The sequence below is a fragment of the Janthinobacterium lyxosi genome, assembly GCF_051380665.1.
Taxonomy (GTDB): Bacteria; Pseudomonadota; Gammaproteobacteria; order Burkholderiales; family Burkholderiaceae_D; genus Janthinobacterium.
On sequence record NZ_JBNYXM010000005.1, the window covers coordinates 189,456 to 207,626 of the forward strand.

Here is an 18,171-nt window from a genome sequence, read left to right on the forward strand (position 1 = left end):
TTATGATGATAGTACGTAGTTCATCGCAAAGAAATGTCTTGTCCAGCGCGGCAACGGACCGCCGCGCCTCATCCAAAGCTGAGAGAACTGCTACATGCACCGCGATTTTTCGGAAGTAAATTCGAAGGGCGAAGTACTGATCGTTGAAGATACGCCGGCTTCGCTGAAGTTGTTGAGCGATTTGCTGAGCGGCGCCGGCTATGCGGTGCGCCAGGCGCCGAACGGTGAGCTTGCCTTGTGGACGGCCCAGGCGCGCCCGCCGGAGCTGATCCTGCTCGACGTGCGCATGCCGGGCCTCGACGGCTTTGAAGTCTGCCGCCGCCTGAAGGAGATACCGTCCTTGCGCCAGGTGCCGGTGATCTTCCTGTCGGCCCAGTACGATACGGACGACAAGGTGCGCGGCTTTGCGCTGGGCGCCGTCGATTTCATCGCCAAGCCCTTCCAGGCCGAGGAAATCCTGGCCCGCACCGATGCGCACGTGCGCCTGGCGCGGGCACAGCTGCAGCTGGCGCAGGAGCGCGCCAACCTGGAACGGCGCGTGGCCGAACGCACGGCCGAACTGGAGCAGGTGGCCAGCACCCTGGCGCGCGAAGTGCAGATCCGCCGCGCCAATGAAGAATTGCTGCGCCTGTCCGGCCAGGTCTTCGAAGCCACCCAGGACGCCATTTTGATCACGGATCCGGCCGGCGTCATCGTCACCGCCAATCCCGCTTTTACACGCATCACAGGCTATGCGGCGCAGGAAGTGGTGGGCACCGATATCATGCGCCTGCACGCCGAATACACGGGCGAAGCGGTGCTGCTGGCCATGCGCCAGGGCTTGCGCAGCAGCGGCTGCTGGTCGGGCGAGGTGCAAACGCGGCGCAAGAGCGGCGACACCTATCCCTGTTTGCTCAGTGTCTCCACCGTGCATGGTCCGGACGGCGCCGTCGTCAACTACGTGGGCGTCTTCCTCGATATCAGCGAGCGCAAGGCCGAGCAGCATCTGATCGACTTCCTCTCCTACCACGACGCGCTGACGGGTTTGCCGAACCGTGTGCTGCTGCGCGAGCGCTTTGAACAGGCGCGCGCGAACGCCCTGCGCGACAGCCAGCAAGTGGTGCTGATGTGCCTGGACCTGGACCGCTTCAAGAATATCAACGATTCGCACGGCCAGGCCGTGGGCGACAAGGCGCTGCAAGTGGTGGCGCGTTTCCTCTCCGGCTGCGTGCGCGAGGGCGACACCGTGGTGCGCCAGGGCGGCGACGAATTCCAGATCCTGCTGCAGGACGATGCCCTGTTGGGGCGCACGCTTGCGCTGGCGCAAACCATCCTTGCCGGCTTGCGCGAAGAGCTCAGCGTCGATGGCGAGCGCCTGGCGCTGACCACCAGCATCGGCATCGCCATGTGCCCGGCCGACGGCGATAGCCTCGACGACGTGCTGCGCCACGCCGACACGGCCCTGGTGCGCGCCAAGGAAATGGGGCGCGACCATTACGCCTTCTTCACGGAGCGCATGGGCAGCGATATCCGCGCCCGCCTGGCCATGCAGCAGCAGTTGCGCGGCGCCATCGGCCGCGATGAATTCGCCGTGCATTACCAGCCGCAGATGTGTTTGCGCACGGGCGCCTTGCTGGGCGCGGAAGCCTTGCTGCGCTGGGATAACCCGGTGCTGGGCAAGGTGCCGCCCGGCCTCTTCATCGCGCTGGCCGAGGAATACGGCTCGATCACGGCCATCGGCGAATGGGTGCTCGAAAGCGTCTGCGCGCAGATCCGCGCCTGGCACGACGCGGGCCTGGGCAGCATCAAGGTGGCCGTCAACCTGTCCGGTAAACAGTTCGCGCAGGACCGCACGGTGCCTTTCGTCGAGGCGACCTTGCGCAAATACGGCATCGCGCCCGCCTGCCTGGGTATCGAGATCACGGAAAGCACGGTGATGGGCGACCCGGACAAGGCGGTGGCGGCCCTGACGCGCCTGAAGGATATCGGCGTTGGCATTTCCCTCGACGACTTTGGCACCGGCTATTCCAGCCTGGGTTACCTGAAGCGCTTTCCCATCGACGTGCTGAAAATTGACAAATCCTTTGTCGACGACGTCACCACCAGCAGCAGCGACGCGGCCATCGCCCGTTCCGTCATCTCGCTGGCGCACAACCTCGACATGCGCGTCATCGCCGAAGGCGTGGAAACGCGTGAACAGGTCGACTTCCTGACGGAGCACGGCTGCGATGAAATGCAGGGCTATTATTTCAGCCGACCCCTGGCCGCCGCACCATTCACGGCCTTGCTGCGCGAACGGCGCACCTTGGTCGTGGCGTAAGAGCCAGCCCTTTAAGGGGCTGGTTCTAAGCGCTGCGGTGCGGCCGATGCACCATGCCGGTGCGTTCGCTGCAGCGTGGTGCGCAATGCTCACTATTCCTTCCCCTGACGCTGGCACATATCCTGCTTAGGTAGTCGCTTATTTACGCGATTGCCCCGCATGCCAGACAGCACCCGTCCAGCTACATCGAATGACGCCAGCGCGCACAGCGCCTGGCAGGCGCATTTGCGCCTGGGCTTTGCCTGGCACGATGGCGTCAGCCGCCTCGTCGAGCGCATGCATAGCGGCCCTTTGCGCGTGCAAAAGCCCCTGTATCCGGAAGGCGATACCGTCTGCCACGCCATCATCATCCATCCGCCCGGCGGCGTGGTGGGCGGCGATCAGCTGGCCGTCGATGTCACGGTGGGCGAAGGCGCGCATGCGTTTCTCACGTCGCCGGGCGCGGCCAAGTGGTACCGCGCGAATGGCCACGTCTCGGGCCAGCATATCGTGCTGCGAGCGGGCAGCGGCGCTGCCATCGAGTGGCTGCCACAGGAGAGTATCTTTTTCAATCAGGCTTGCGTGCGCCTGCGCCATGAAGTGGAACTGGCGGCGGACGCCAGCTACATCGGCTGCGACATCGTCTGCCTGGGCCGCAGCGCCTCTGGCGAAATTTTTAATAAGGGCAGCATCGCCCAGCAGGTGCAGATCCGCCGCGGCGGCAAGCTGCTGTGGTGGGAGCAGGGCGTGCTGGCCGCCGGCGGCGCGCTGATGGCCAGTCCCCTGGGCCTGGCCGGCCACACGGTATGCGCCACCCTGATCGCCGTCGGCACGCCTATTTCTCCCGCCGTGCTGGCCGCCTTGCGCGAGATCACTGTGCCTGCCGGTGCCGTGTTTGGCGCCACGCAGATGAAATCGCTGATGGTGGTGCGCCTGCTGTGCGGCGATAGCGAGGCGGCGCGCACGATCATGCTGGCCGCCTGGCAGCTGCTGCGCCCCGCCATGCTGGGGCGCGACGCCGTCGTGCCCCGCAGCTGGAACACTTGAACAAGGAAAGACATGGACCTGACTCCCCGCGAAAAAGACAAGCTGCTCATTTTTACGGCCGCGCTGCTGGCCGAACGGCGCCTGGCGCGCGGCTTGAAATTGAATTATCCGGAAGCGGTGGCCTTGATCAGCGCCGCCATCATGGAAGGCGCGCGCGATGGCAAGTCGGTGGCGCAGCTGATGTCGGACGGGACGAAAATACTCGCGCGTGCCGACGTCATGGACGGCATCGCCGAGATGATCCCCGACATCCAGGTGGAAGCGACTTTCCCTGATGGCAGCAAGCTGGTGACCGTGCACCACCCGATACCGTAACCATGTAAGCGACATTTACAGGAGCTCCTCATGACCCCAGGCGAATACAAATTGGAAGAAGGCGAAATCAGCCTCAATGCGGGACGCGCCACGGCCACCGTGGTGGTGGCCAACCGGGGCGACCGGCCGATACAGGTCGGCTCGCACTTCCACTTTTTTGAAGTCAATCCGGCGCTGGCTTTCGAGCGCTGGCGCGCCTACGGCATGCGTTTGAATATCACGGCCGGCACCGCCGTGCGCTTCGAGCCGGGCCAGCAGCGCACGGTGGAGCTGGTGGCGCTGGCGGGCGAACGCAAGGTTTACGGCTTCAATGGCGAAGTGATGGGCGCACTGCAAGACACTCCACCAGGAAAGGATTGAGATGGCCAGCATTCCCCGCAGCGCGTATGCCGAGATGTTCGGTCCCACCAAGGGCGACCGCATCCGCCTGGCCGACACGGAACTGTTCATCGAGATCGAGCATGACTACGCCATCTACGGCGAAGAAGTGAAATTCGGCGGCGGCAAGGTGATCCGCGACGGCATGGGCCAGTCGCAGCGCTGCGCGGCCGAGGTGATGGATACCGTCATCACGAATGCCGTCATCCTCGACCACTGGGGCATCGTGAAAGCCGATATCGGCTTGAAAAATGGCTTGATCTTCGGCATCGGCAAGGCGGGCAACCCGGACATCCAGCCCGGTGTGACCTTGCCCATCGGCGGCGCCACGGAAATCATCGCCGGCGAAGGCCTGATCGTCACGGCCGGCGGCGTCGACACGCATATTCACTTCATCTGCCCGCAGCAGATCGAGGAAGCCCTGATGAGCGGCGTGACCACCATGCTGGGCGGCGGCACGGGACCAGCCGTGGGCACGGCCGCCACCACCTGCACGCCGGGGCCATGGCATTTGCACGCCATGCTGGCGGCCGCCGACGCCTTCCCGATGAACCTGGGCTTCATGGGCAAGGGCAATGTGAGTTTGCCGCTGCCGCTGGAGGAGCAGGTGCGCGCGGGCGCCATCGGCCTCAAATTGCATGAAGACTGGGGCAGCACCCCGGCCGCCATCGACAATTGCCTGTCTGTCGCCGACCGCATGGACGTGCAGGTGGCGCTGCACAGCGATACCCTCAACGAGGGCGGATTTCTCGAGCACACGCTGGCCGCCTTTAAGGACCGCACCATCCACACCTTTCACACGGAAGGGGCGGGCGGCGGTCATGCACCCGACATCATCGCCGCCGTAGGGCAATCCAACGTGCTGCCCTCGTCGACCAATCCGACGCGCCCGTTTACCGTCAACACGCTCGACGAGCACCTGGACATGCTGATGGTGTGCCACCACCTGGATCCGGCGATTGCCGAAGACGTGGCGTTTGCCGAGTCGCGCATCCGCCGCGAAACCATCGCCGCCGAAGATATTTTGCACGATATCGGCGCCATCTCGATGATGTCGTCCGACTCGCAAGCCATGGGCCGGGTGGGCGAGGTGATCATGCGCACCTGGCAGACGGCGCACAAGATGAAGGTGCAGCGGGGGCCGCTGGCGCCCGACACGGCGCGCAGCGACAATTTTCGCGCCAAGCGCTACATCGCCAAGTACACGATCAACCCGGCCATCACGCATGGGATATCCCACGTGGTCGGCTCCATCGAGGCGGGCAAGATCGCCGACCTCGTGCTGTGGAAGCCGGCCTTCTTCGGCGTCAAGCCGTCGATGATACTAAAGGGTGGCATGATCGCCGCCGCGCAGATGGGCGACCCGAACGCCTCGATCCCCACGCCGCAACCCGTGCACTACCGCATGATGTTCGGCGCCTTTGGCGGCGGCCTGAAAAAGTCGTTCACCTTTGTCTCGCAGGCGGCCTACGACCTCGATATCGGCCACCAGTTGAAACTGAATAAATCCGTCATCGCCGTGAAAAACATGCGCGGCTTGCGCAAGCACGACATGCTACACAACAGCGCCACGCCGCACATGGAAGTGGACCCGGAAACCTATGCCGTGCGCGCCGACGGCCAGTTGCTCGTGTGCGAGGCGGCCGCCGTACTGCCGATGGCGCAGCGCTATTTTCTATTTTAAGCAGGAGACAATCATGCTCACTTTGCATACCAAACTGGCGGTTGACGATCATCGTGCCGCCGTTGCCCAACTTGTGCTGCCCTACGACCAGCGCGAAAAATGCCGGCTGCGCGCCGTGCTGTCGAATGGCGACGAGGTGGCCGTGTTCACCGTGCGCGGCACGGTGCTGCGCGACGGCGAGCGCATGACGGGACCGGATGGCCAGGTGGTGCAAATCGTCGCCGCGCGCGAACCGACCTACCTGGTGCGCTGCGCGGATGCGCATACCCTGCTGCGCTGTGCTTTTCATTTGGGGAATCGCCACACGCAGGCGCAGGTGGGCGACGGCTTTTTGCGCATCCGCAAGGACGTGGTGTTGAAGGAGATGCTGCAAGGCTTGCAGGCGACTGTGACGGAAGAAAGCGCGCCGTTCGAACCGGAGGCGGGCGCGTATGGCGGCGGCCATGGCCACCATGACGGCCACGGCCAGCATTTGCTGGCGCCCGTGCCGCTGCGGCAGAAAATCCACCGTCCCGGTGACACTGCATGATGCAGGCCTCGGCCCTGCTGCATTTGCTGCAGTTCGCCAGCCCGGCCTTGCCGATTGGCGCCTACAGCTATTCGCAGGGACTGGAAGCGGCGCTCGAATCGGGCCTGGTGCACGACGCGGCCACGGCGCGCGAGTGGATCGCGCAGCATCTGGCGCTGGTGGTGGCGCGCTGGGAAGCGCCGCTGTGCTGGCGTTTGATGCAGGCGTTCGAGGCGCAGGACGTGGGCGCCGTGCAGTGCTGGAGCGAGCGTTTCATCGCTTCGCGCGACACGGCGGAGTTTCGCGCCGAAACCATCCAGATGGGATACTCATTGACCAAGCTGCTGGCCGAGCTGGGCGTGGCCGACGGCGTGCTGATCGACATGCTGCAGGGGCTGCCGGAAGTGGCACTGCCCACGGCCTATGCCTGCGCCGTGGCGGCGCTGGCCATTCCGCGTGAAGAGGCGCTGCTGGCCATGCTGTTCGCCTGGGCGGAAAACCAGGTGCTCGTCTGCGTGAAATCCGTGCCGCTGGGGCAGGTGGCGGGCCAGCGTCTGCTGCTGTCGCTGCGGCCGGAACTGGAAGCGGCGGCGCTGACGGCGCAAACGTTACAAGACGACGAAATGGGCAACTGGACACCCGGCCTGTCGCTGCTGTCGATGCGGCACGAAGTGCAGTACAGCCGCCTGTACCGTTCCTGAACTATTCAATGAGAGAGCAAACATGACATCGATTACCTCCAATCCGCTGCGCGTGGGCATCGGCGGGCCAGTCGGATCGGGCAAGACGGCCCTGTGCGAAATGCTGTGCAAGGGCATGCGCGAGCGCTACGACATGGCCGTCATCACGAATGACATCTATACCAAAGAAGACATGGAAATCCTGCTGCGCGCGGATGCCTTGCCGGCCGAGCGTTTGATGGGCGTGGAGACGGGCGGCTGCCCGCACACGGCCATCCGCGAAGACGCCTCCATCAACCTGGAAGCCATCGCGCGCATGCAAGCAGATTTTCCCAAGCTGGACTTGATCCTGGTCGAATCGGGCGGCGATAACCTGGCCGCCACCTTCAGCCCGGAACTGTCGGACCTGACGATTTACGTGATCGACGTGGCCGGCGGCGAAAAAATCCCGCGCAAGGGCGGGCCCGGCATCACGCGCTCCGATTTGCTCATTATCAACAAGACGGACCTGGCACCGTATGTGGGCGCCAATCTGGACGTGATGGCGCAGGATGCCAAGCGCATGCGCGGCGAACGCCCCTTCGTGTTTACCAATCTGCGCAGCGGCGACGGTGTGCAGGTCGTCATCGATTTTATCCGCGAGCAAGGTTTGCTCGACCAACCAGGCAAGGAGCTGCAATGAGCGCAAGACTGATGAAGAAAACAGCCGCGGTGGCGGCCCTGTGCCTGCTGGCGCTGCCCGCCGTGGCCCACCCCGGTCATGGCGAGAGCGTGGGCTTCCTGGCCGGTTTCGCCCATCCGTTCACGGGCATCGACCATTTGCTGGCCATGCTGGGCGTGGGCCTCTGGGGCGGCCAGCAGCGCCGCGGCCTGGCCCAGCCGGCCGCTTTCCTGGGCATGATGCTGCTCGGTGCGCTGGCCGGCATGGCGGGCTTGACGGTGCCCGGTCTGGAAACGGGCATCGCCGCCACGGTGGCGCTGGTCGGGCTGGTCATCGCGCTGGCGCTGGCTCTGCCGAACTGGCTCGGTATGGGATTGGTGGGCATGTTTGCGCTGGCGCATGGTAATGCGCATGGCCAGGAATTGCCGGCTGCCTCGGCCGCGTGCGGCTTCATGCTGGCTTCGGCCATTCTGCTGTGTGCGGGACGTTTCGCCGGCCAGGTGATGGCCGAGCGCGTGCTGCGCGTGGCCGGCGTGGCCTTGACGGCCGCCGGCGTGGTGCTGATGGGAATGAATTAGGCGCCGGGGCGCTTCTCGGACAGCACGATGGGCGCCGCCTTTTCCGGGTGCAAGCCCTGGTGGCCCGCATACACGGCGGCGATGGCGGCCATGTCGGCTTCCTTGTCGCCCGTCAGATAGATATGGTCGACGACGCCCAGCACCTTGTTCGGGTAGTCGATATACACCAGCAACAGCGGCACCTTGGCGGCCAGGGCCAGGTGATAAAAGCCGCTTTTCCAGTTCGGACGGTAGCTGCGCGTCGCTTCCGGCGTGATGGCCAGCCAGTACCAGTCGGCGGCCAGCATGCGCTCGGCCTGGCGGCCGATGGTGCCGCTGGTGGTGCTGCGGTCGACGGGTTCGCCGCCTAGGTAGCGCAGCACCTTGCCCATCGGGCCGCGGAACAGGGAATCCTTGGCCAGCCAGCGGAACGGCAGGGACAGCGCCCATTTGCCGAACAGGCCCACCATGAAATCCCAGTTCGACGTGTGCGGGTAGACGACGACGATGCCGCGCGGCCCCGGCAGGGGACGGAAGCGCATGCGCCAGCCAAACAGCTGCAGCACGCGCAACGCGCAGCGCTGGTGCCAAGTCGGCAAGTCGCCCGCTTGTACAAATAAATCGTCCATTGATACCCTTCAGTGACACTATTCTTAATGGGATGGCGCTGCTGGCCATTTTCCTTGAAGCAAAAATTCTGCGCAGGCATTCTATACGGGGCTGGCGGTGGCGACAAGCAGCCGAGGCCGCAATTCATGCGGCGCCGGGGCCGTTGTCGCTGCTATTTTAACGATGCTTTGCGACTCTGGCGGGCACTAAATGCGCACAATGTGGTCAAAACTTGATGTAGCGTTGATCCACCCGACAGGGAGCCATGGCATGAAAAACAGTATCGATGATGTACCTGGGGAGCATGTCCGAACGGACAAAGTGATGGCCGAGCTCGTTGAGCGTGGCGTGGCGTTTCATCACACCCTGGGCCGGACGGTGGCGACAGCCTATTTGCGCGAGCACGCGGTGCCGGCCGAGGTGATACGCCGTGTGTTCAGCAGCGTGCATGCGCGCCGCCCGGCCCGGCCGGCACGGCGCCGATGGCGCTGAAGGTGGGGGGAACTGCGGCGAAAGTAAGGCGGCGGAGCGGCGAAGGGCCGCTGAGGGTGTTGCGCTGAGGGCGCTGTTTAAGCCAGTGCCGCCAGTGCCGGGTAATCCGTGTAGCCGGCAGCGTCCGGTGCGTACAGGGTGTCCGCATTCAGCGGATTCAATGGCGCGTCGCTGTGCAGCCGGATGGGCAGGTCGGGATTGGCGATGAACCACAGGCCGAAGGCCACGGCATCGGCTTCGCCCTTGGCCAGCAAGGCTTCGGCCGCCGCCTTGTCCATTTTCTCGTTGGCAATATACACGCCGCCAAATTCCTGTTTCAGGTACGGGCCCAGGCGGTCTTCACCGAGCGCTTCGCGCGCGCAGATGAAGGCGATGCCGCGCTTGCCCAGCTCGCGCGCCACATAGCCGAAGGTGGCGCGCGGGTTCGAGTCGCCCATGTCGTGCGCGTCGCGGCGCGGCGCCAAATGCATGCCCACCTTGTCAGCGCCCCATACCTCGATGCACGCATCCGTCACTTCCAGCATCAGGCGGGCGCGGTTTTCAATCGAGCCGCCGTAGTTGTCGGTGCGCAAGTTGGTGCTGTCTTGCAGGAACTGGTCGAGCAAATAACCATTCGCGCCGTGGATTTCCACGCCGTCGAAACCGGCTTTTTTCGCATTCTCGGCGCCCAGGCGGTAAGCCGCCACGATGCCGGGAATCTCTTCCGTATCGAGCGCGCGCGGCGTGACGAATTCCTGTTTCGGGCGCAGCAGGCTGACATGGCCGGCCGGCTTGACGGCGCTGGGCGCCACGGGCAAGTCGCCATCGAGGAAGACGGGCGCAGAAATGCGGCCCACATGCCACAGTTGCAGCACGATCAGGCCGCCTGCCTCATGCACGGCCCGGGTGATGTGTTTCCAGCCTTCCACCTGTTCTTCGGACCAGATGCCCGGCGTGTCGGCATAGCCCACACCCTGCGGCGTGACGGCCGTCGCTTCCGAGATGATCATGCCGGCCGAAGCGCGCTGCGCATAGTACTCGGCCATCAAGGCGTTGGGCACGCGGCCCGGATTGCCAGCGCGCGAACGCGTCAGCGGCGCCATGATGATGCGGTTTTTCAGTTGCAGACTGCCCATGGTGATGGGGTTGAATAAGGTTGCCATGATTGCTATCTTTCCTGTCGAGAGTGCCGCGGACGGCGATATGGTTGGGGCTACGCTTACAAACCTTGCTGCATATGTTCCAGAAAAGCCTGGATGGTGGCTTCATTGCGCTTGAAGAAACTCCACTGCCCGACTTTTCTGGCGGAAATCAAACCGGCCTTTTGCAAGGTGGCCAGGTGGGCCGAGACCGTCGATTGCGACAGGCCCAGGTTGCGGTCGATCAGTCCGGCACAGACGCCGAAGTCGAGCGGATGGTCTTGCTGGGCGAAATGCTGCTCCGGCTCCTTCAGCCATTGCAGGATCTGTCGCCGCACGGGGTTGGCCAGCGCCTTGTGGATGGCGTCGATGTCCATGCTGTTTCTCCTGGTCGATGTTCGTCTGTGGGCGATATATGTATCGTCTTTTGTAAATTTCAATATCGGTATATTGCGATATAAATAAAAAACCTGCTGGCGGCGTGGATTTTTCAAGGAGGGCAGGCGTTGGGCGGCCGCATGGCAGGCCGCCCGGCAGGCATCAGTCGAAGTGGAACAGCAGCAGGGCGATGACGGCGGGCGCCGTTTGCAGGTAGAGGATGCGTGTCATGATGGTCGCCGCGCCCCACACGCCGGCCACGGCGATGCACGCCAGGCCGAAGACGGTGAATGCATGGGCGATGGCCGCGTCCGGGTGAAAAAAGCCCAGCGCCAGCGCCGCGACGAGAAAGCCGTTATAGCAGCCCTGATTCGACATGGCAGGACGCACGAGCTTCGCTTTTTCCTTGGACAGGCCAAATACCTTGCGTCCGCGCGTATCGAACAGCACGGTTTCCAGCAACACGATGTAGACGTGCAGCAGCAGGATGAGGGCGGTAAGAACCTGGGCCAGAATGTGCATCGTCGCTCCTGAATGGTTGAGATGCAGTCATTATGTTGCCACCAGCATGTGTTTTGGCTCCATTTGACTGGAGCGGTCGCGCTGGAAAAAATGTGCTTGCTGCAAGCGTTTTCACCCAATGGTATACTTTTCCTTTTGCTCCTGTGGGGACGACCCCGCTCGATGACGGGGCTGCATGGCGGGGACGGCCCTGCCACCTCGGGAGAAATGATGGCGTGGATCATCCTGGTATTGGCTGGCTTGCTGGAAATTGGCTGGGCCATCGGCCTCAAATATAGCGCCGGCTTTACCCGCCTCGTGCCATCCGTACTGACGGCCATTTCCATGCTGGGCAGCGTGGTGATGCTGGGCCTGGCGCTACGCACCTTGCCGCTAGGCACGGCGTATGCCATCTGGACCGGCATCGGCACCGTTGGGACGGCCATCTTCGGCATCATGGTGCTGGGTGAACCGGCGAGCGCCGCGCGCATTGCCTGCATCGCCTTGATCGTATCGGGTATCCTGGGCTTGAAGCTGCTTAGCCCACAATAATTTCCCTGACGCGCCCTGCGCCGTCGTGCCGCCCTGATCGACCAGGCGGCGGGCGGGCAGGGCGTTGTTGTTTTGATTTACCTTGAAAGGACTGTCGCATGAGCCTCGCCATGACGTATTTCTACCTGGCCATCGCCATCATCGCCGAAGTCATCGCCACCAGCGCCTTGAAGGCGTCCGACGGTTTCAGCCGCTTGTGGCCCAGTGTCATCACCGTGGTCGGCTACAGCATCGCCTTCTGGTGCTTGTCCCTGACCTTGAAGGTGATTCCTACCGGCATCGTGTATGCGATCTGGTCGGGCGTGGGCATCGTGCTCATTTCCGCCGTCGGCTGGTTCTGGTTCAAGCAGAGCCTGGATACGCCGGCCTTGATCGGCCTGGGGCTGATCATTGCCGGCGTGCTGGTGATCAATTTGTTTTCGAAGTCCGTCGGACATTAATCAAAAGCTGCTGGCCACCCGCGCCAGGTAATACCACTCCGCATTCGCCGCCGCATTGACGTCCGGGAAGAGGATGTAGGCGTCGAATTCGGCCGTCACGGGCGTGCCGTCCGCGCGCACACCGATTTGCTCGCCCTGTTTGACCTTGTCAAAGCTGGACCAGGTCTTGATGAAGCGGTCGTTCGCGTGCAGTTTGTCGTGCACGACGACCATGTTCAGCGCTTCCATGTCGGCGTCTGCGATCGGCTGCGGTTGCGCTGCATTGATGAAGCCGAGGAAGGCGAGCGTGTTCATGATGGCGCGGTAGGCGACATCCGGCGCGGCCGGGTCTGCGTGCTGGCCGCATTCCAGGGTCAGCGCGTAGCCGCCCGTCGAGCGCATGTATTCGGTCGTGCCCACGCCGTAGCGCAAGACCAGGCCCACCTGGTCGCTATTGCCCAGGCGGCGTTGCACGCCCTGGCCATACGCATGCAGCCAGCCATCGACGAAGCGGCGCACGCCCAGGCGGCGCGCCAGCGCGCGTTCCTTGTCTTCATGTTGAAACGGCTGCAGCGGGCCATCATTGTTGCGCGGCCCTACCATGACGAAGGGCTGGCTGTCGGCATTAAACGAGTGCAAGTCCAGCAGCACGTCGTGCTGGCCCAGCAGCGGGCACAGCCAGTTGGCGATGCGGTCTTCGAAATCCTGCGGATTGTCGTTCGGGAACAGGTTGCGGTTCAGGTTGCGGTCGCCGCTGCGCACGCCCTTGGCGTAAGCGAGTGGATTGGTGATGGGCACGAAGGTGACGCTGCCGGCCACGATGGAGAGGGCGCCGCTGTCGAGTTCAGCCATCACGCGGTGGATGCCCTTGGTGCCGCAGGTTTCATTGCCGTGCACGGCGCCCGTGACGATCAGGCGCGGGCCGCTGCCCTGGCCCGTGTAGTTGATGGATTTGAAATGGAGTGCGCTGCTCATGCTGGACATATCCTATGCTGTTGCGGGAAGGGAAAGCGGGGTCGGCATATTTTAGCGGGATTCGCCGTGGCCGCCTGTAAAAAGTTGGCCATGGCAGTGTGCGGCATGGCATGATCGGCGCCACCGTTGTTTTCCATTGCTGATATCCATGTCGTCTTCGTCTTCCTCCCGCCTGGCTGGTCTCGATACCTTGCGCGCGCTGGCCATCGTGCTGGTGTTCATGAACCATTATTTGCTGTTCGTCAGCGACGGCGGGGCGTTTGGTTTCTGGGGAGAAATCGGCTGGACGGGCGTGGACCTGTTCTTTGCCCTCAGCGGCTACCTGATCGGCAACCAGATCTTTGCGTCCTTGCGCAGCGAACACGGCTTTTCCTTGTCCCGCTTCTATGCGCGGCGCTTCCTGCGTACCTTGCCCAGTTTCTATGCCGTGCTGGCCCTGTATTATTTATGGCCCGCGTTTCGCGGCGATAGCGCGCTGCTGCCGCTGTGGAAATTCCTGACGTTTACGCAGAACATCAATTTGACGCCGGGCACGGCGTTTTCGCACGCGTGGACGCTGTGCGTGGAGGAGCAGTTCTACGTGCTGTTGCCGGCCGTGGCGCTGTTGATCGCCGCCTGCCGCAAGTCGCTGCTGTGGGCATGGCTGGCCGTGGCCGCCAGCTTTATCGTCGGCATGCTGCTGCGCGCGTATCTGTGGGATGAATACGTGCAAGTGCCGCGCGGCGGCCTTGGCTATTACAAATACATTTATTACGCGTCGTGGTGCCGCTTCGACGAGCTGGTGGCGGGCGTGGCGCTCGCGCTGCTGAGAAATTACCATCCGGGCGCGTGGCTGCGCCTGACCTCGTACGGCAACCGTACCTTGCTGGCAGGAATCGCTGGCACGGCGCTGATGTTTTATGTGTTTCTCACCGATCACTATGGCTATAGCGTGACGGTGTTCGGCTATCCGGCCCTGGCGGCCAGTTTTACTTTATTGCTGATTGCCGCGCTGAGTCCCGCCAGCATCCTGTACAAGGTGCGCGTGCCGGGCGCGGCCAGCCTGGCCCTGTGGTCGTATGCAATTTACCTGCTGCACAAGCAGTTGTGCATTTTGCTGCGCCCGCTCTTGCAGGATATGGGTTATGGGCCGGACAGCCTGCCGGCCATGCTGGTGATGATACTGCTCAGCATTGCCACGGGCTGGCTCCTGTATAGATTGGTGGAAACGCCGTTCATGCGCTTGCGGGCGCGCTATGTTCCCGCCAATCACGCCTGATTTACATCTCGTTCACTACATATCGATGACGTCCAGCCCCCGCGGCGTGCCTACCAGCAATTCCAGGATGGCATGCACGCGCAGATTCGTGTCTTCGTGTTCCGTGTTGAAGATCACGGTGCGCAGGCCGGGCACGGCTTCCGTGATGTGGGGGCTGGCGTAGGCATTGATCAATAACAAGACCAGGTCCGTGGCGCCCGCGCCGGGCTGGCGCCGTAGCCGGTCGTGGATCACGTTCAGTAGCGCGCGCTGCATGCGCGGCGTGGGATTGCTGATGTAGGCGAAGACGCTCGGCGTGTTGGCGATGGCCGCGCACAGGCGCCGCTCCATCTCGTCCGGCTTCACGTCGGAAGCGATATCGAAGTACGCGGCATTCCAGCGCGTGCGCGCATACGGGTGGCCGGGCGGGAAGGAATCGGCCGTTTCGAAACCGCAGACGCGGCTCAGGGTTTTCAGCCAGCTGAATATGGTGGAGTTCATGCCGCGATTCTAGCGGCATTCCGCGCGTGCCGGGCCGACTCTGTATAAAGAGGCTGACGCCCGGGAAGCGGATGAAAAACAGATTAAAGTTTCCTGTAAAACAGCCCTTGTCATTCTGGGAAAGCCTCTCTATAATGCTGGTCTTCGGGGCGGTTAGTTCAGCTGGTTAGAATACTTGGTCGACATCCAAGGGGTCGGGGATTCGAATTCCTCACCGCCCACCAGAATTTGGCAGTAGATGGTTTTTTAAGCTGGCGCAAGCCGCAAGCGGTCATTTGAAATAAAATGATCAACAAAAGTTTTACGGGCGGTTAGTTCAGCTGGTTAGAATACTTGGTCGACATCCAAGGGGTCGGGGATTCGAATTCCTCACCGCCCACCAGAATGCAGTGAGAGAGAAAGGTAAAACCGGTTATGACACCGCGAACTACTACCAAGCTTTGGGAGTGACGCTAGTCGAACGGGTTTCCTTTGTCTCAAGAAAGTGAAAAACGCGGCTAGTCCGCGTTTTTTTGCGTCTGCGTTTTCCTTTCAGTTATTTTACCCATTACACCGCAGTTTTACCTGGCGCCAGCGCCGATATGGAGATCAATATGCTTACAATCCGACTTCCCGATGGTTCCGCCCGTCAATTTGACGGCCCGGTCACCGTGGCCCAGGTTGCGGCCAATATTGGTACCGGCCTGGCCAAGGCTGCCCTGGCTGGCAAGGTCGATGGCAAGCTGGTCGACACCTCCTATCTGATCGAGCAAGATGCCGAACTGGCGATTGTCACGGACAAGGATGCCGATGGCCTGGAAGTGATTCGCCACTCGACGGCCCACTTGCTGGCATATGCCGTCAAGGAACTGTTCCCGGACGCGCAAGTGACCATCGGTCCCGTGATCGACAACGGCTTTTACTATGACTTCGCCTACAAGCGCCCGTTCACGCCGGAAGATTTGACGGCGATCGAAAAGAAAATGATGGAACTGGCCAAGAAGGATGAGCAGGTCACGCGCAAGGTGGTGGCGCGTGACGAAGCCATAGCCTACTTCAAGGGTATCGGCGAAGCCTACAAGGCTGAGCTGATCGGCTCGATTCCGGCCGACCAGGAAGTGTCGCTGTATTCTGAAGGCAAGTTCACGGACTTGTGCCGCGGCCCCCACGTGCCATCGACGGGCAAGCTGAAAGTATTCAAGCTGATGAAGCTGGCCGGCGCCTACTGGCGCGGCGACTCGAAAAACGAGATGCTGCAGCGTATCTATGGCACGGCCTGGGCCAAGAAGGAAGACCAGGAACTGTACCTGCATAACCTGGAAGAGGCGGAAAAGCGCGATCACCGCAAGTTGGGCAAGCAGCTCGATTTCTTCCATTTCCAGGAAGAAGCACCAGGCCTGATCTTCTGGCATCCGAAGGGCTGGTCGATCTGGCAGCAAGTCGAGCAATACATGCGCAATGTGTACCAGGTCAACGGCTACCAGGAAGTCAAGGCGCCGCAAATTCTCGACCGTGGCCTGTGGGAAAAAACCGGTCACTGGGACAATTACCGTGAAAACATGTTCATCACGGAATCGGAAAACCGCGCCTATGCGCTGAAACCGATGAATTGCCCTGGCCATATCCAGATTTTCAACAACGGCATGCGCAGCTACCGCGACTTGCCATTGCGCTACGGCGAATTTGGCCAATGCCACCGCAATGAGCCATCGGGTGCCTTGCACGGCATGATGCGCGTGCGCGGCTTTACGCAGGATGATGGTCACATTTTCTGCCTGGAAGAGCAGATCGCCGGCGAAGTGACGGCTTTCCACCAGCAGGCGATGGATGTGTACACGGCCTTCGGCTTTACGAATATCGATGTGAAACTGGCCTTGCGCCCGGATAACCGCATCGGCACCGAAGAGTCGTGGGATTTTGCCGAGGAATCGCTGCGTTCGGCCCTGCGCGCCTGCGGCGTAGAGTGGACGGAATTGCCGGGCGAGGGTGCATTCTACGGTCCGAAGATCGAATACCACTTGAAAGACAGTCTGGGCCGCGCATGGCAGGTGGGCACCGTGCAAATCGACCCGTCGATGCCGGGCCGTTTGGGCGCCGAATATGTGGCAGTAGACAATACGCGCCAGGTACCGATCATGCTGCACCGCGCGATCGTGGGTTCGCTGGAACGTTTCATCGGCATCCTGATCGAACACTATGCGGGCGCCATGCCGTTGTGGTTGGCGCCAGTGCAAGTGTCGGTGTTGAATATTTCCGACGCTCAAGCCGAATATGTACAGGAAGTTACAACAAAACTGCGCAAAGCGGGGCTGCGCGTACAGGCTGATTTGCGTAACGAGAAGATTACCTATAAAATACGTGAACATTCCGTACAAAAATTGCCTTACATCTTAGTAATTGGTGACAAAGAACGGGATGCGAATACAGTGGCCGTGCGGGCGCGGGGCAATATCGATCTGGGTGTCATGTCCGTCGATGCCCTGATTGAGCGACTCAAACATGAAGTCGACACCAAGGCCTGACGAGGAAACTCGCTGCACGACCGTCTTACAAGATTTTTAAAGGAAATTACAATAGCTACTGACAAGTCACATCGCATCAATGGCGAAATCACTGCCCCTGAAATGCGTTTAAGCGGGGTCGATAACGAGCCACTCGGTATCGTAAGTTTGGCTGAAGCCTTCCGCCTGGCGGAAGAGGCAAACGTCGACCTGGTGGAAATTGCGCCTACCGCGCAGCCTCCGGTGTGCCGTTTGATGGACTACGGCAAATTTAAGTATTCGGAGCAAAAGAAAGCTCACGAAGCCAAATTGAAGCAAAAGATCATCCTCGTGAAGGAAGTCAAATTCCGTCCGGGAACTGATGATGGTGACTACAATATCAAGTTGCGCAATCTCATCAAGTTCCTCGATGAAGGCGATAAAACCAAAATCACGCTGCGTTTCCGCGGTCGTGAGATGGCGCATCAGGATATTGGCTTCCGTATGCTGGAACGTCTGAAGGCCGATCTGGAACCGTACGGCCAGGTCGAGCAGTTCCCGAAGATGGAAGGCCGCCAAATGATCATGGTTCTTTCGCCTAAGAAGAAGAAGTAAGCTACAATAGCGTTTTACTGTGGATCGACGTGGTTTGTGCCAGCATTGGTGCGACACACGATTCCAGGCAGAATTTGCGCGGCCCGTTCAGCAATGTCCGGGCCGCGCGAACTGTAGCGGACTTGCATCCGCTGCACCGCATGTGAAAGCAGGCATCTAAGCGCAGCGTCGTGTTGCCACCTGCAATCCTGTGATAAATGGAGCTGT

At 61.7% G+C, this 18,171-nt stretch carries 21 protein-coding genes and 2 tRNA genes; 17 read left to right on the forward strand and 6 right to left on the reverse strand.

The window, feature by feature from the left end; genetic code table 11:
• Nucleotides 1–94 precede the first annotated feature (94 nt).
• The 9 genes from ACQ4WP_RS07030 (at nucleotide 95) to ACQ4WP_RS07070 (ending at nucleotide 8,129) form a co-directional block, all read left to right on the forward strand.
• Nucleotides 95–2,299, forward strand: coding sequence for an EAL domain-containing response regulator (locus tag ACQ4WP_RS07030; RefSeq protein ID WP_436519311.1), 2,205 nt, complete (start codon nucleotides 95–97; stop codon nucleotides 2,297–2,299).
• A gap of 159 nt (nucleotides 2,300–2,458) precedes the next feature.
• On the forward strand, nucleotides 2,459–3,325 hold the full coding sequence (locus tag ACQ4WP_RS07035) for an urease accessory protein UreD (RefSeq protein WP_436519312.1): 867 nt from the start codon (nucleotides 2,459–2,461) through the stop codon (nucleotides 3,323–3,325).
• A gap of 12 nt (nucleotides 3,326–3,337) precedes the next feature.
• Nucleotides 3,338–3,640, forward strand: a complete 303-nt coding sequence (locus ACQ4WP_RS07040) for an urease subunit gamma (RefSeq protein ID WP_436473543.1) — start codon at nucleotides 3,338–3,340, stop codon at nucleotides 3,638–3,640.
• A 30-nt stretch (nucleotides 3,641–3,670) separates the two neighbouring features.
• On the forward strand, nucleotides 3,671–4,000 hold the full coding sequence (locus ACQ4WP_RS07045; RefSeq protein WP_436507898.1) for an urease subunit beta: 330 nt from the start codon (nucleotides 3,671–3,673) through the stop codon (nucleotides 3,998–4,000).
• A 1-nt stretch (nucleotide 4,001) separates the two neighbouring features.
• Nucleotides 4,002–5,702 carry an urease subunit alpha gene (ureC, locus tag ACQ4WP_RS07050; protein ID WP_436519313.1) on the forward strand — a complete coding sequence of 567 codons (1,701 nt, stop codon included), beginning with the start codon at nucleotides 4,002–4,004 and terminating at the stop codon, nucleotides 5,700–5,702.
• 13 nt (nucleotides 5,703–5,715) lie between these two features.
• Nucleotides 5,716–6,231, forward strand: coding sequence for an urease accessory protein UreE (gene ureE, locus ACQ4WP_RS07055; RefSeq protein ID WP_436519314.1), 516 nt, complete (start codon nucleotides 5,716–5,718; stop codon nucleotides 6,229–6,231).
• Nucleotides 6,231–6,911, forward strand: coding sequence for an urease accessory protein UreF (locus tag ACQ4WP_RS07060; protein ID WP_436519387.1), 681 nt, complete (start codon nucleotides 6,231–6,233; stop codon nucleotides 6,909–6,911). Before ureE ends, ACQ4WP_RS07060 begins: the two co-directional genes overlap by 1 nt.
• Nucleotides 6,912–6,933: 22 nt before the next feature.
• The gene (gene ureG / locus ACQ4WP_RS07065; protein WP_436519315.1) at nucleotides 6,934–7,572 is read left to right on the forward strand and encodes an urease accessory protein UreG; all 639 of its coding nucleotides are present in this window, start codon (nucleotides 6,934–6,936) and stop codon (nucleotides 7,570–7,572) included.
• Complete coding sequence (locus ACQ4WP_RS07070) at nucleotides 7,569–8,129, forward strand: HupE/UreJ family protein (protein WP_436519316.1); 561 nt, start codon at nucleotides 7,569–7,571, stop codon at nucleotides 8,127–8,129. Before ureG ends, ACQ4WP_RS07070 begins: the two co-directional genes overlap by 4 nt.
• Here the strand turns inward: ACQ4WP_RS07070 and ACQ4WP_RS07075 are convergent.
• Entirely contained in the window at nucleotides 8,126–8,737 is a 612-nt protein-coding gene (locus ACQ4WP_RS07075) for a 1-acyl-sn-glycerol-3-phosphate acyltransferase (protein WP_436519317.1), read from the reverse strand. The genes ACQ4WP_RS07070 and ACQ4WP_RS07075 overlap by 4 nt on opposite strands.
• Before the next feature lie 250 nt (nucleotides 8,738–8,987).
• Between ACQ4WP_RS07075 and ACQ4WP_RS07080 the strand changes: the two genes are divergently transcribed.
• Nucleotides 8,988–9,209 (forward strand): hypothetical protein, encoded by a 222-nt coding sequence (locus ACQ4WP_RS07080; protein WP_436519318.1) that lies wholly within the window; start codon nucleotides 8,988–8,990, stop codon nucleotides 9,207–9,209.
• A 77-nt stretch (nucleotides 9,210–9,286) separates the two neighbouring features.
• Here ACQ4WP_RS07080 and ACQ4WP_RS07085 read toward each other — a convergent pair whose 3' ends face one another.
• The 3 genes from ACQ4WP_RS07085 to ACQ4WP_RS07095 all read right to left on the reverse strand — a co-directional run bounded on the left by ACQ4WP_RS07085 (nucleotide 9,287) and on the right by ACQ4WP_RS07095 (nucleotide 11,227).
• Entirely contained in the window at nucleotides 9,287–10,351 is a 1,065-nt protein-coding gene (locus ACQ4WP_RS07085) for an alkene reductase (RefSeq protein ID WP_436519319.1), read from the reverse strand.
• A 56-nt stretch (nucleotides 10,352–10,407) separates the two neighbouring features.
• A complete protein-coding gene (locus ACQ4WP_RS07090) occupies nucleotides 10,408–10,704 on the reverse strand; it encodes an ArsR/SmtB family transcription factor (RefSeq protein WP_436519320.1) in 297 nt (98 codons plus the stop codon).
• A gap of 163 nt (nucleotides 10,705–10,867) precedes the next feature.
• Nucleotides 10,868–11,227, reverse strand: a complete 360-nt coding sequence (locus ACQ4WP_RS07095; protein WP_436519321.1) for a DUF1304 domain-containing protein — start codon at nucleotides 11,225–11,227, stop codon at nucleotides 10,868–10,870.
• A 210-nt stretch (nucleotides 11,228–11,437) separates the two neighbouring features.
• On the opposite strand from ACQ4WP_RS07095, the gene sugE reads away from it, so the two are divergent.
• Entirely contained in the window at nucleotides 11,438–11,758 is a 321-nt protein-coding gene (gene sugE / locus ACQ4WP_RS07100; RefSeq protein ID WP_034783172.1) for a quaternary ammonium compound efflux SMR transporter SugE, read from the forward strand.
• Between the two features lie 110 nt (nucleotides 11,759–11,868).
• Nucleotides 11,869–12,198: an SMR family transporter gene (locus ACQ4WP_RS07105; RefSeq protein WP_150131135.1), complete on the forward strand. Its 330-nt coding sequence runs from the start codon at nucleotides 11,869–11,871 to the stop codon at nucleotides 12,196–12,198.
• Here ACQ4WP_RS07105 and ACQ4WP_RS07110 read toward each other — a convergent pair whose 3' ends face one another.
• A complete protein-coding gene (locus ACQ4WP_RS07110) occupies nucleotides 12,199–13,161 on the reverse strand; it encodes a M14 family metallopeptidase (protein WP_436519322.1) in 963 nt (320 codons plus the stop codon).
• A gap of 139 nt (nucleotides 13,162–13,300) precedes the next feature.
• Here ACQ4WP_RS07110 and ACQ4WP_RS07115 point away from each other — a divergent pair, with 139 nt between their 5' ends.
• The gene (locus ACQ4WP_RS07115) at nucleotides 13,301–14,410 is read left to right on the forward strand and encodes an acyltransferase family protein (RefSeq protein ID WP_436519323.1); all 1,110 of its coding nucleotides are present in this window, start codon (nucleotides 13,301–13,303) and stop codon (nucleotides 14,408–14,410) included.
• A gap of 15 nt (nucleotides 14,411–14,425) precedes the next feature.
• Here the strand turns inward: ACQ4WP_RS07115 and ACQ4WP_RS07120 are convergent, their stop codons facing one another.
• A complete protein-coding gene (locus tag ACQ4WP_RS07120) occupies nucleotides 14,426–14,890 on the reverse strand; it encodes a hypothetical protein (RefSeq protein WP_436519324.1) in 465 nt (154 codons plus the stop codon).
• A gap of 147 nt (nucleotides 14,891–15,037) precedes the next feature.
• Here ACQ4WP_RS07120 and ACQ4WP_RS07125 point away from each other — a divergent pair.
• From ACQ4WP_RS07125 to infC, 4 genes are all read left to right on the forward strand, one after another.
• Nucleotides 15,038–15,114, forward strand: a tRNA-Val gene (locus tag ACQ4WP_RS07125).
• Between the two features lie 81 nt (nucleotides 15,115–15,195).
• A tRNA-Val gene (locus ACQ4WP_RS07130) sits at nucleotides 15,196–15,272 on the forward strand.
• Nucleotides 15,273–15,483: 211 nt separating this feature from the next.
• Nucleotides 15,484–17,391 (forward strand): threonine--tRNA ligase, encoded by a 1,908-nt coding sequence (thrS, locus tag ACQ4WP_RS07135; protein WP_436519325.1) that lies wholly within the window; start codon nucleotides 15,484–15,486, stop codon nucleotides 17,389–17,391.
• Nucleotides 17,392–17,403: 12 nt separating this feature from the next.
• Complete coding sequence (gene infC, locus ACQ4WP_RS07140; protein ID WP_373629882.1) at nucleotides 17,404–17,964, forward strand: translation initiation factor IF-3; 561 nt, start codon at nucleotides 17,404–17,406, stop codon at nucleotides 17,962–17,964.
• Nucleotides 17,965–18,171: the final 207 nt, after the last annotated feature.

Excerpts from the sequence above, each read along its gene's own strand:
- ACQ4WP_RS07120 (WP_436519324.1), bottom strand. The coding sequence starts at position 14,890 with ATGAACTCCACCATATTCAGCTGGCTGAAAACCCTGAGCCGCGTCTGC.
- ACQ4WP_RS07040 (WP_436473543.1), top strand. The coding sequence starts at position 3,338 with ATGGACCTGACTCCCCGCGAAAAAGACAAGCTGCTCATTTTTACGGCC.
- ureE (WP_436519314.1), top strand. The coding sequence starts at position 5,716 with ATGCTCACTTTGCATACCAAACTGGCGGTTGACGATCATCGTGCCGCC.
- ACQ4WP_RS07115 (WP_436519323.1), top strand. The coding sequence starts at position 13,301 with ATGTCGTCTTCGTCTTCCTCCCGCCTGGCTGGTCTCGATACCTTGCGC.
- ACQ4WP_RS07080 (WP_436519318.1), top strand. The coding sequence starts at position 8,988 with ATGAAAAACAGTATCGATGATGTACCTGGGGAGCATGTCCGAACGGAC.
- ureG (WP_436519315.1), top strand. The coding sequence starts at position 6,934 with ATGACATCGATTACCTCCAATCCGCTGCGCGTGGGCATCGGCGGGCCA.
- ACQ4WP_RS07110 (WP_436519322.1), bottom strand. The coding sequence starts at position 13,161 with ATGTCCAGCATGAGCAGCGCACTCCATTTCAAATCCATCAACTACACG.
- ACQ4WP_RS07030 (WP_436519311.1), top strand. The coding sequence starts at position 95 with ATGCACCGCGATTTTTCGGAAGTAAATTCGAAGGGCGAAGTACTGATC.
- ureC (WP_436519313.1), top strand. The coding sequence starts at position 4,002 with ATGGCCAGCATTCCCCGCAGCGCGTATGCCGAGATGTTCGGTCCCACC.
- ACQ4WP_RS07075 (WP_436519317.1), bottom strand. The coding sequence starts at position 8,737 with ATGGACGATTTATTTGTACAAGCGGGCGACTTGCCGACTTGGCACCAG.
- ACQ4WP_RS07085 (WP_436519319.1), bottom strand. The coding sequence starts at position 10,351 with ATGGCAACCTTATTCAACCCCATCACCATGGGCAGTCTGCAACTGAAA.
- ACQ4WP_RS07090 (WP_436519320.1), bottom strand. The coding sequence starts at position 10,704 with ATGGACATCGACGCCATCCACAAGGCGCTGGCCAACCCCGTGCGGCGA.
- thrS (WP_436519325.1), top strand. The coding sequence starts at position 15,484 with ATGCTTACAATCCGACTTCCCGATGGTTCCGCCCGTCAATTTGACGGC.
- ACQ4WP_RS07045 (WP_436507898.1), top strand. The coding sequence starts at position 3,671 with ATGACCCCAGGCGAATACAAATTGGAAGAAGGCGAAATCAGCCTCAAT.
- ACQ4WP_RS07095 (WP_436519321.1), bottom strand. The coding sequence starts at position 11,227 with ATGCACATTCTGGCCCAGGTTCTTACCGCCCTCATCCTGCTGCTGCAC.
- sugE (WP_034783172.1), top strand. The coding sequence starts at position 11,438 with ATGGCGTGGATCATCCTGGTATTGGCTGGCTTGCTGGAAATTGGCTGG.
- ACQ4WP_RS07105 (WP_150131135.1), top strand. The coding sequence starts at position 11,869 with ATGACGTATTTCTACCTGGCCATCGCCATCATCGCCGAAGTCATCGCC.
- ACQ4WP_RS07035 (WP_436519312.1), top strand. The coding sequence starts at position 2,459 with ATGCCAGACAGCACCCGTCCAGCTACATCGAATGACGCCAGCGCGCAC.
- ACQ4WP_RS07070 (WP_436519316.1), top strand. The coding sequence starts at position 7,569 with ATGAGCGCAAGACTGATGAAGAAAACAGCCGCGGTGGCGGCCCTGTGC.
- ACQ4WP_RS07060 (WP_436519387.1), top strand. The coding sequence starts at position 6,231 with ATGCAGGCCTCGGCCCTGCTGCATTTGCTGCAGTTCGCCAGCCCGGCC.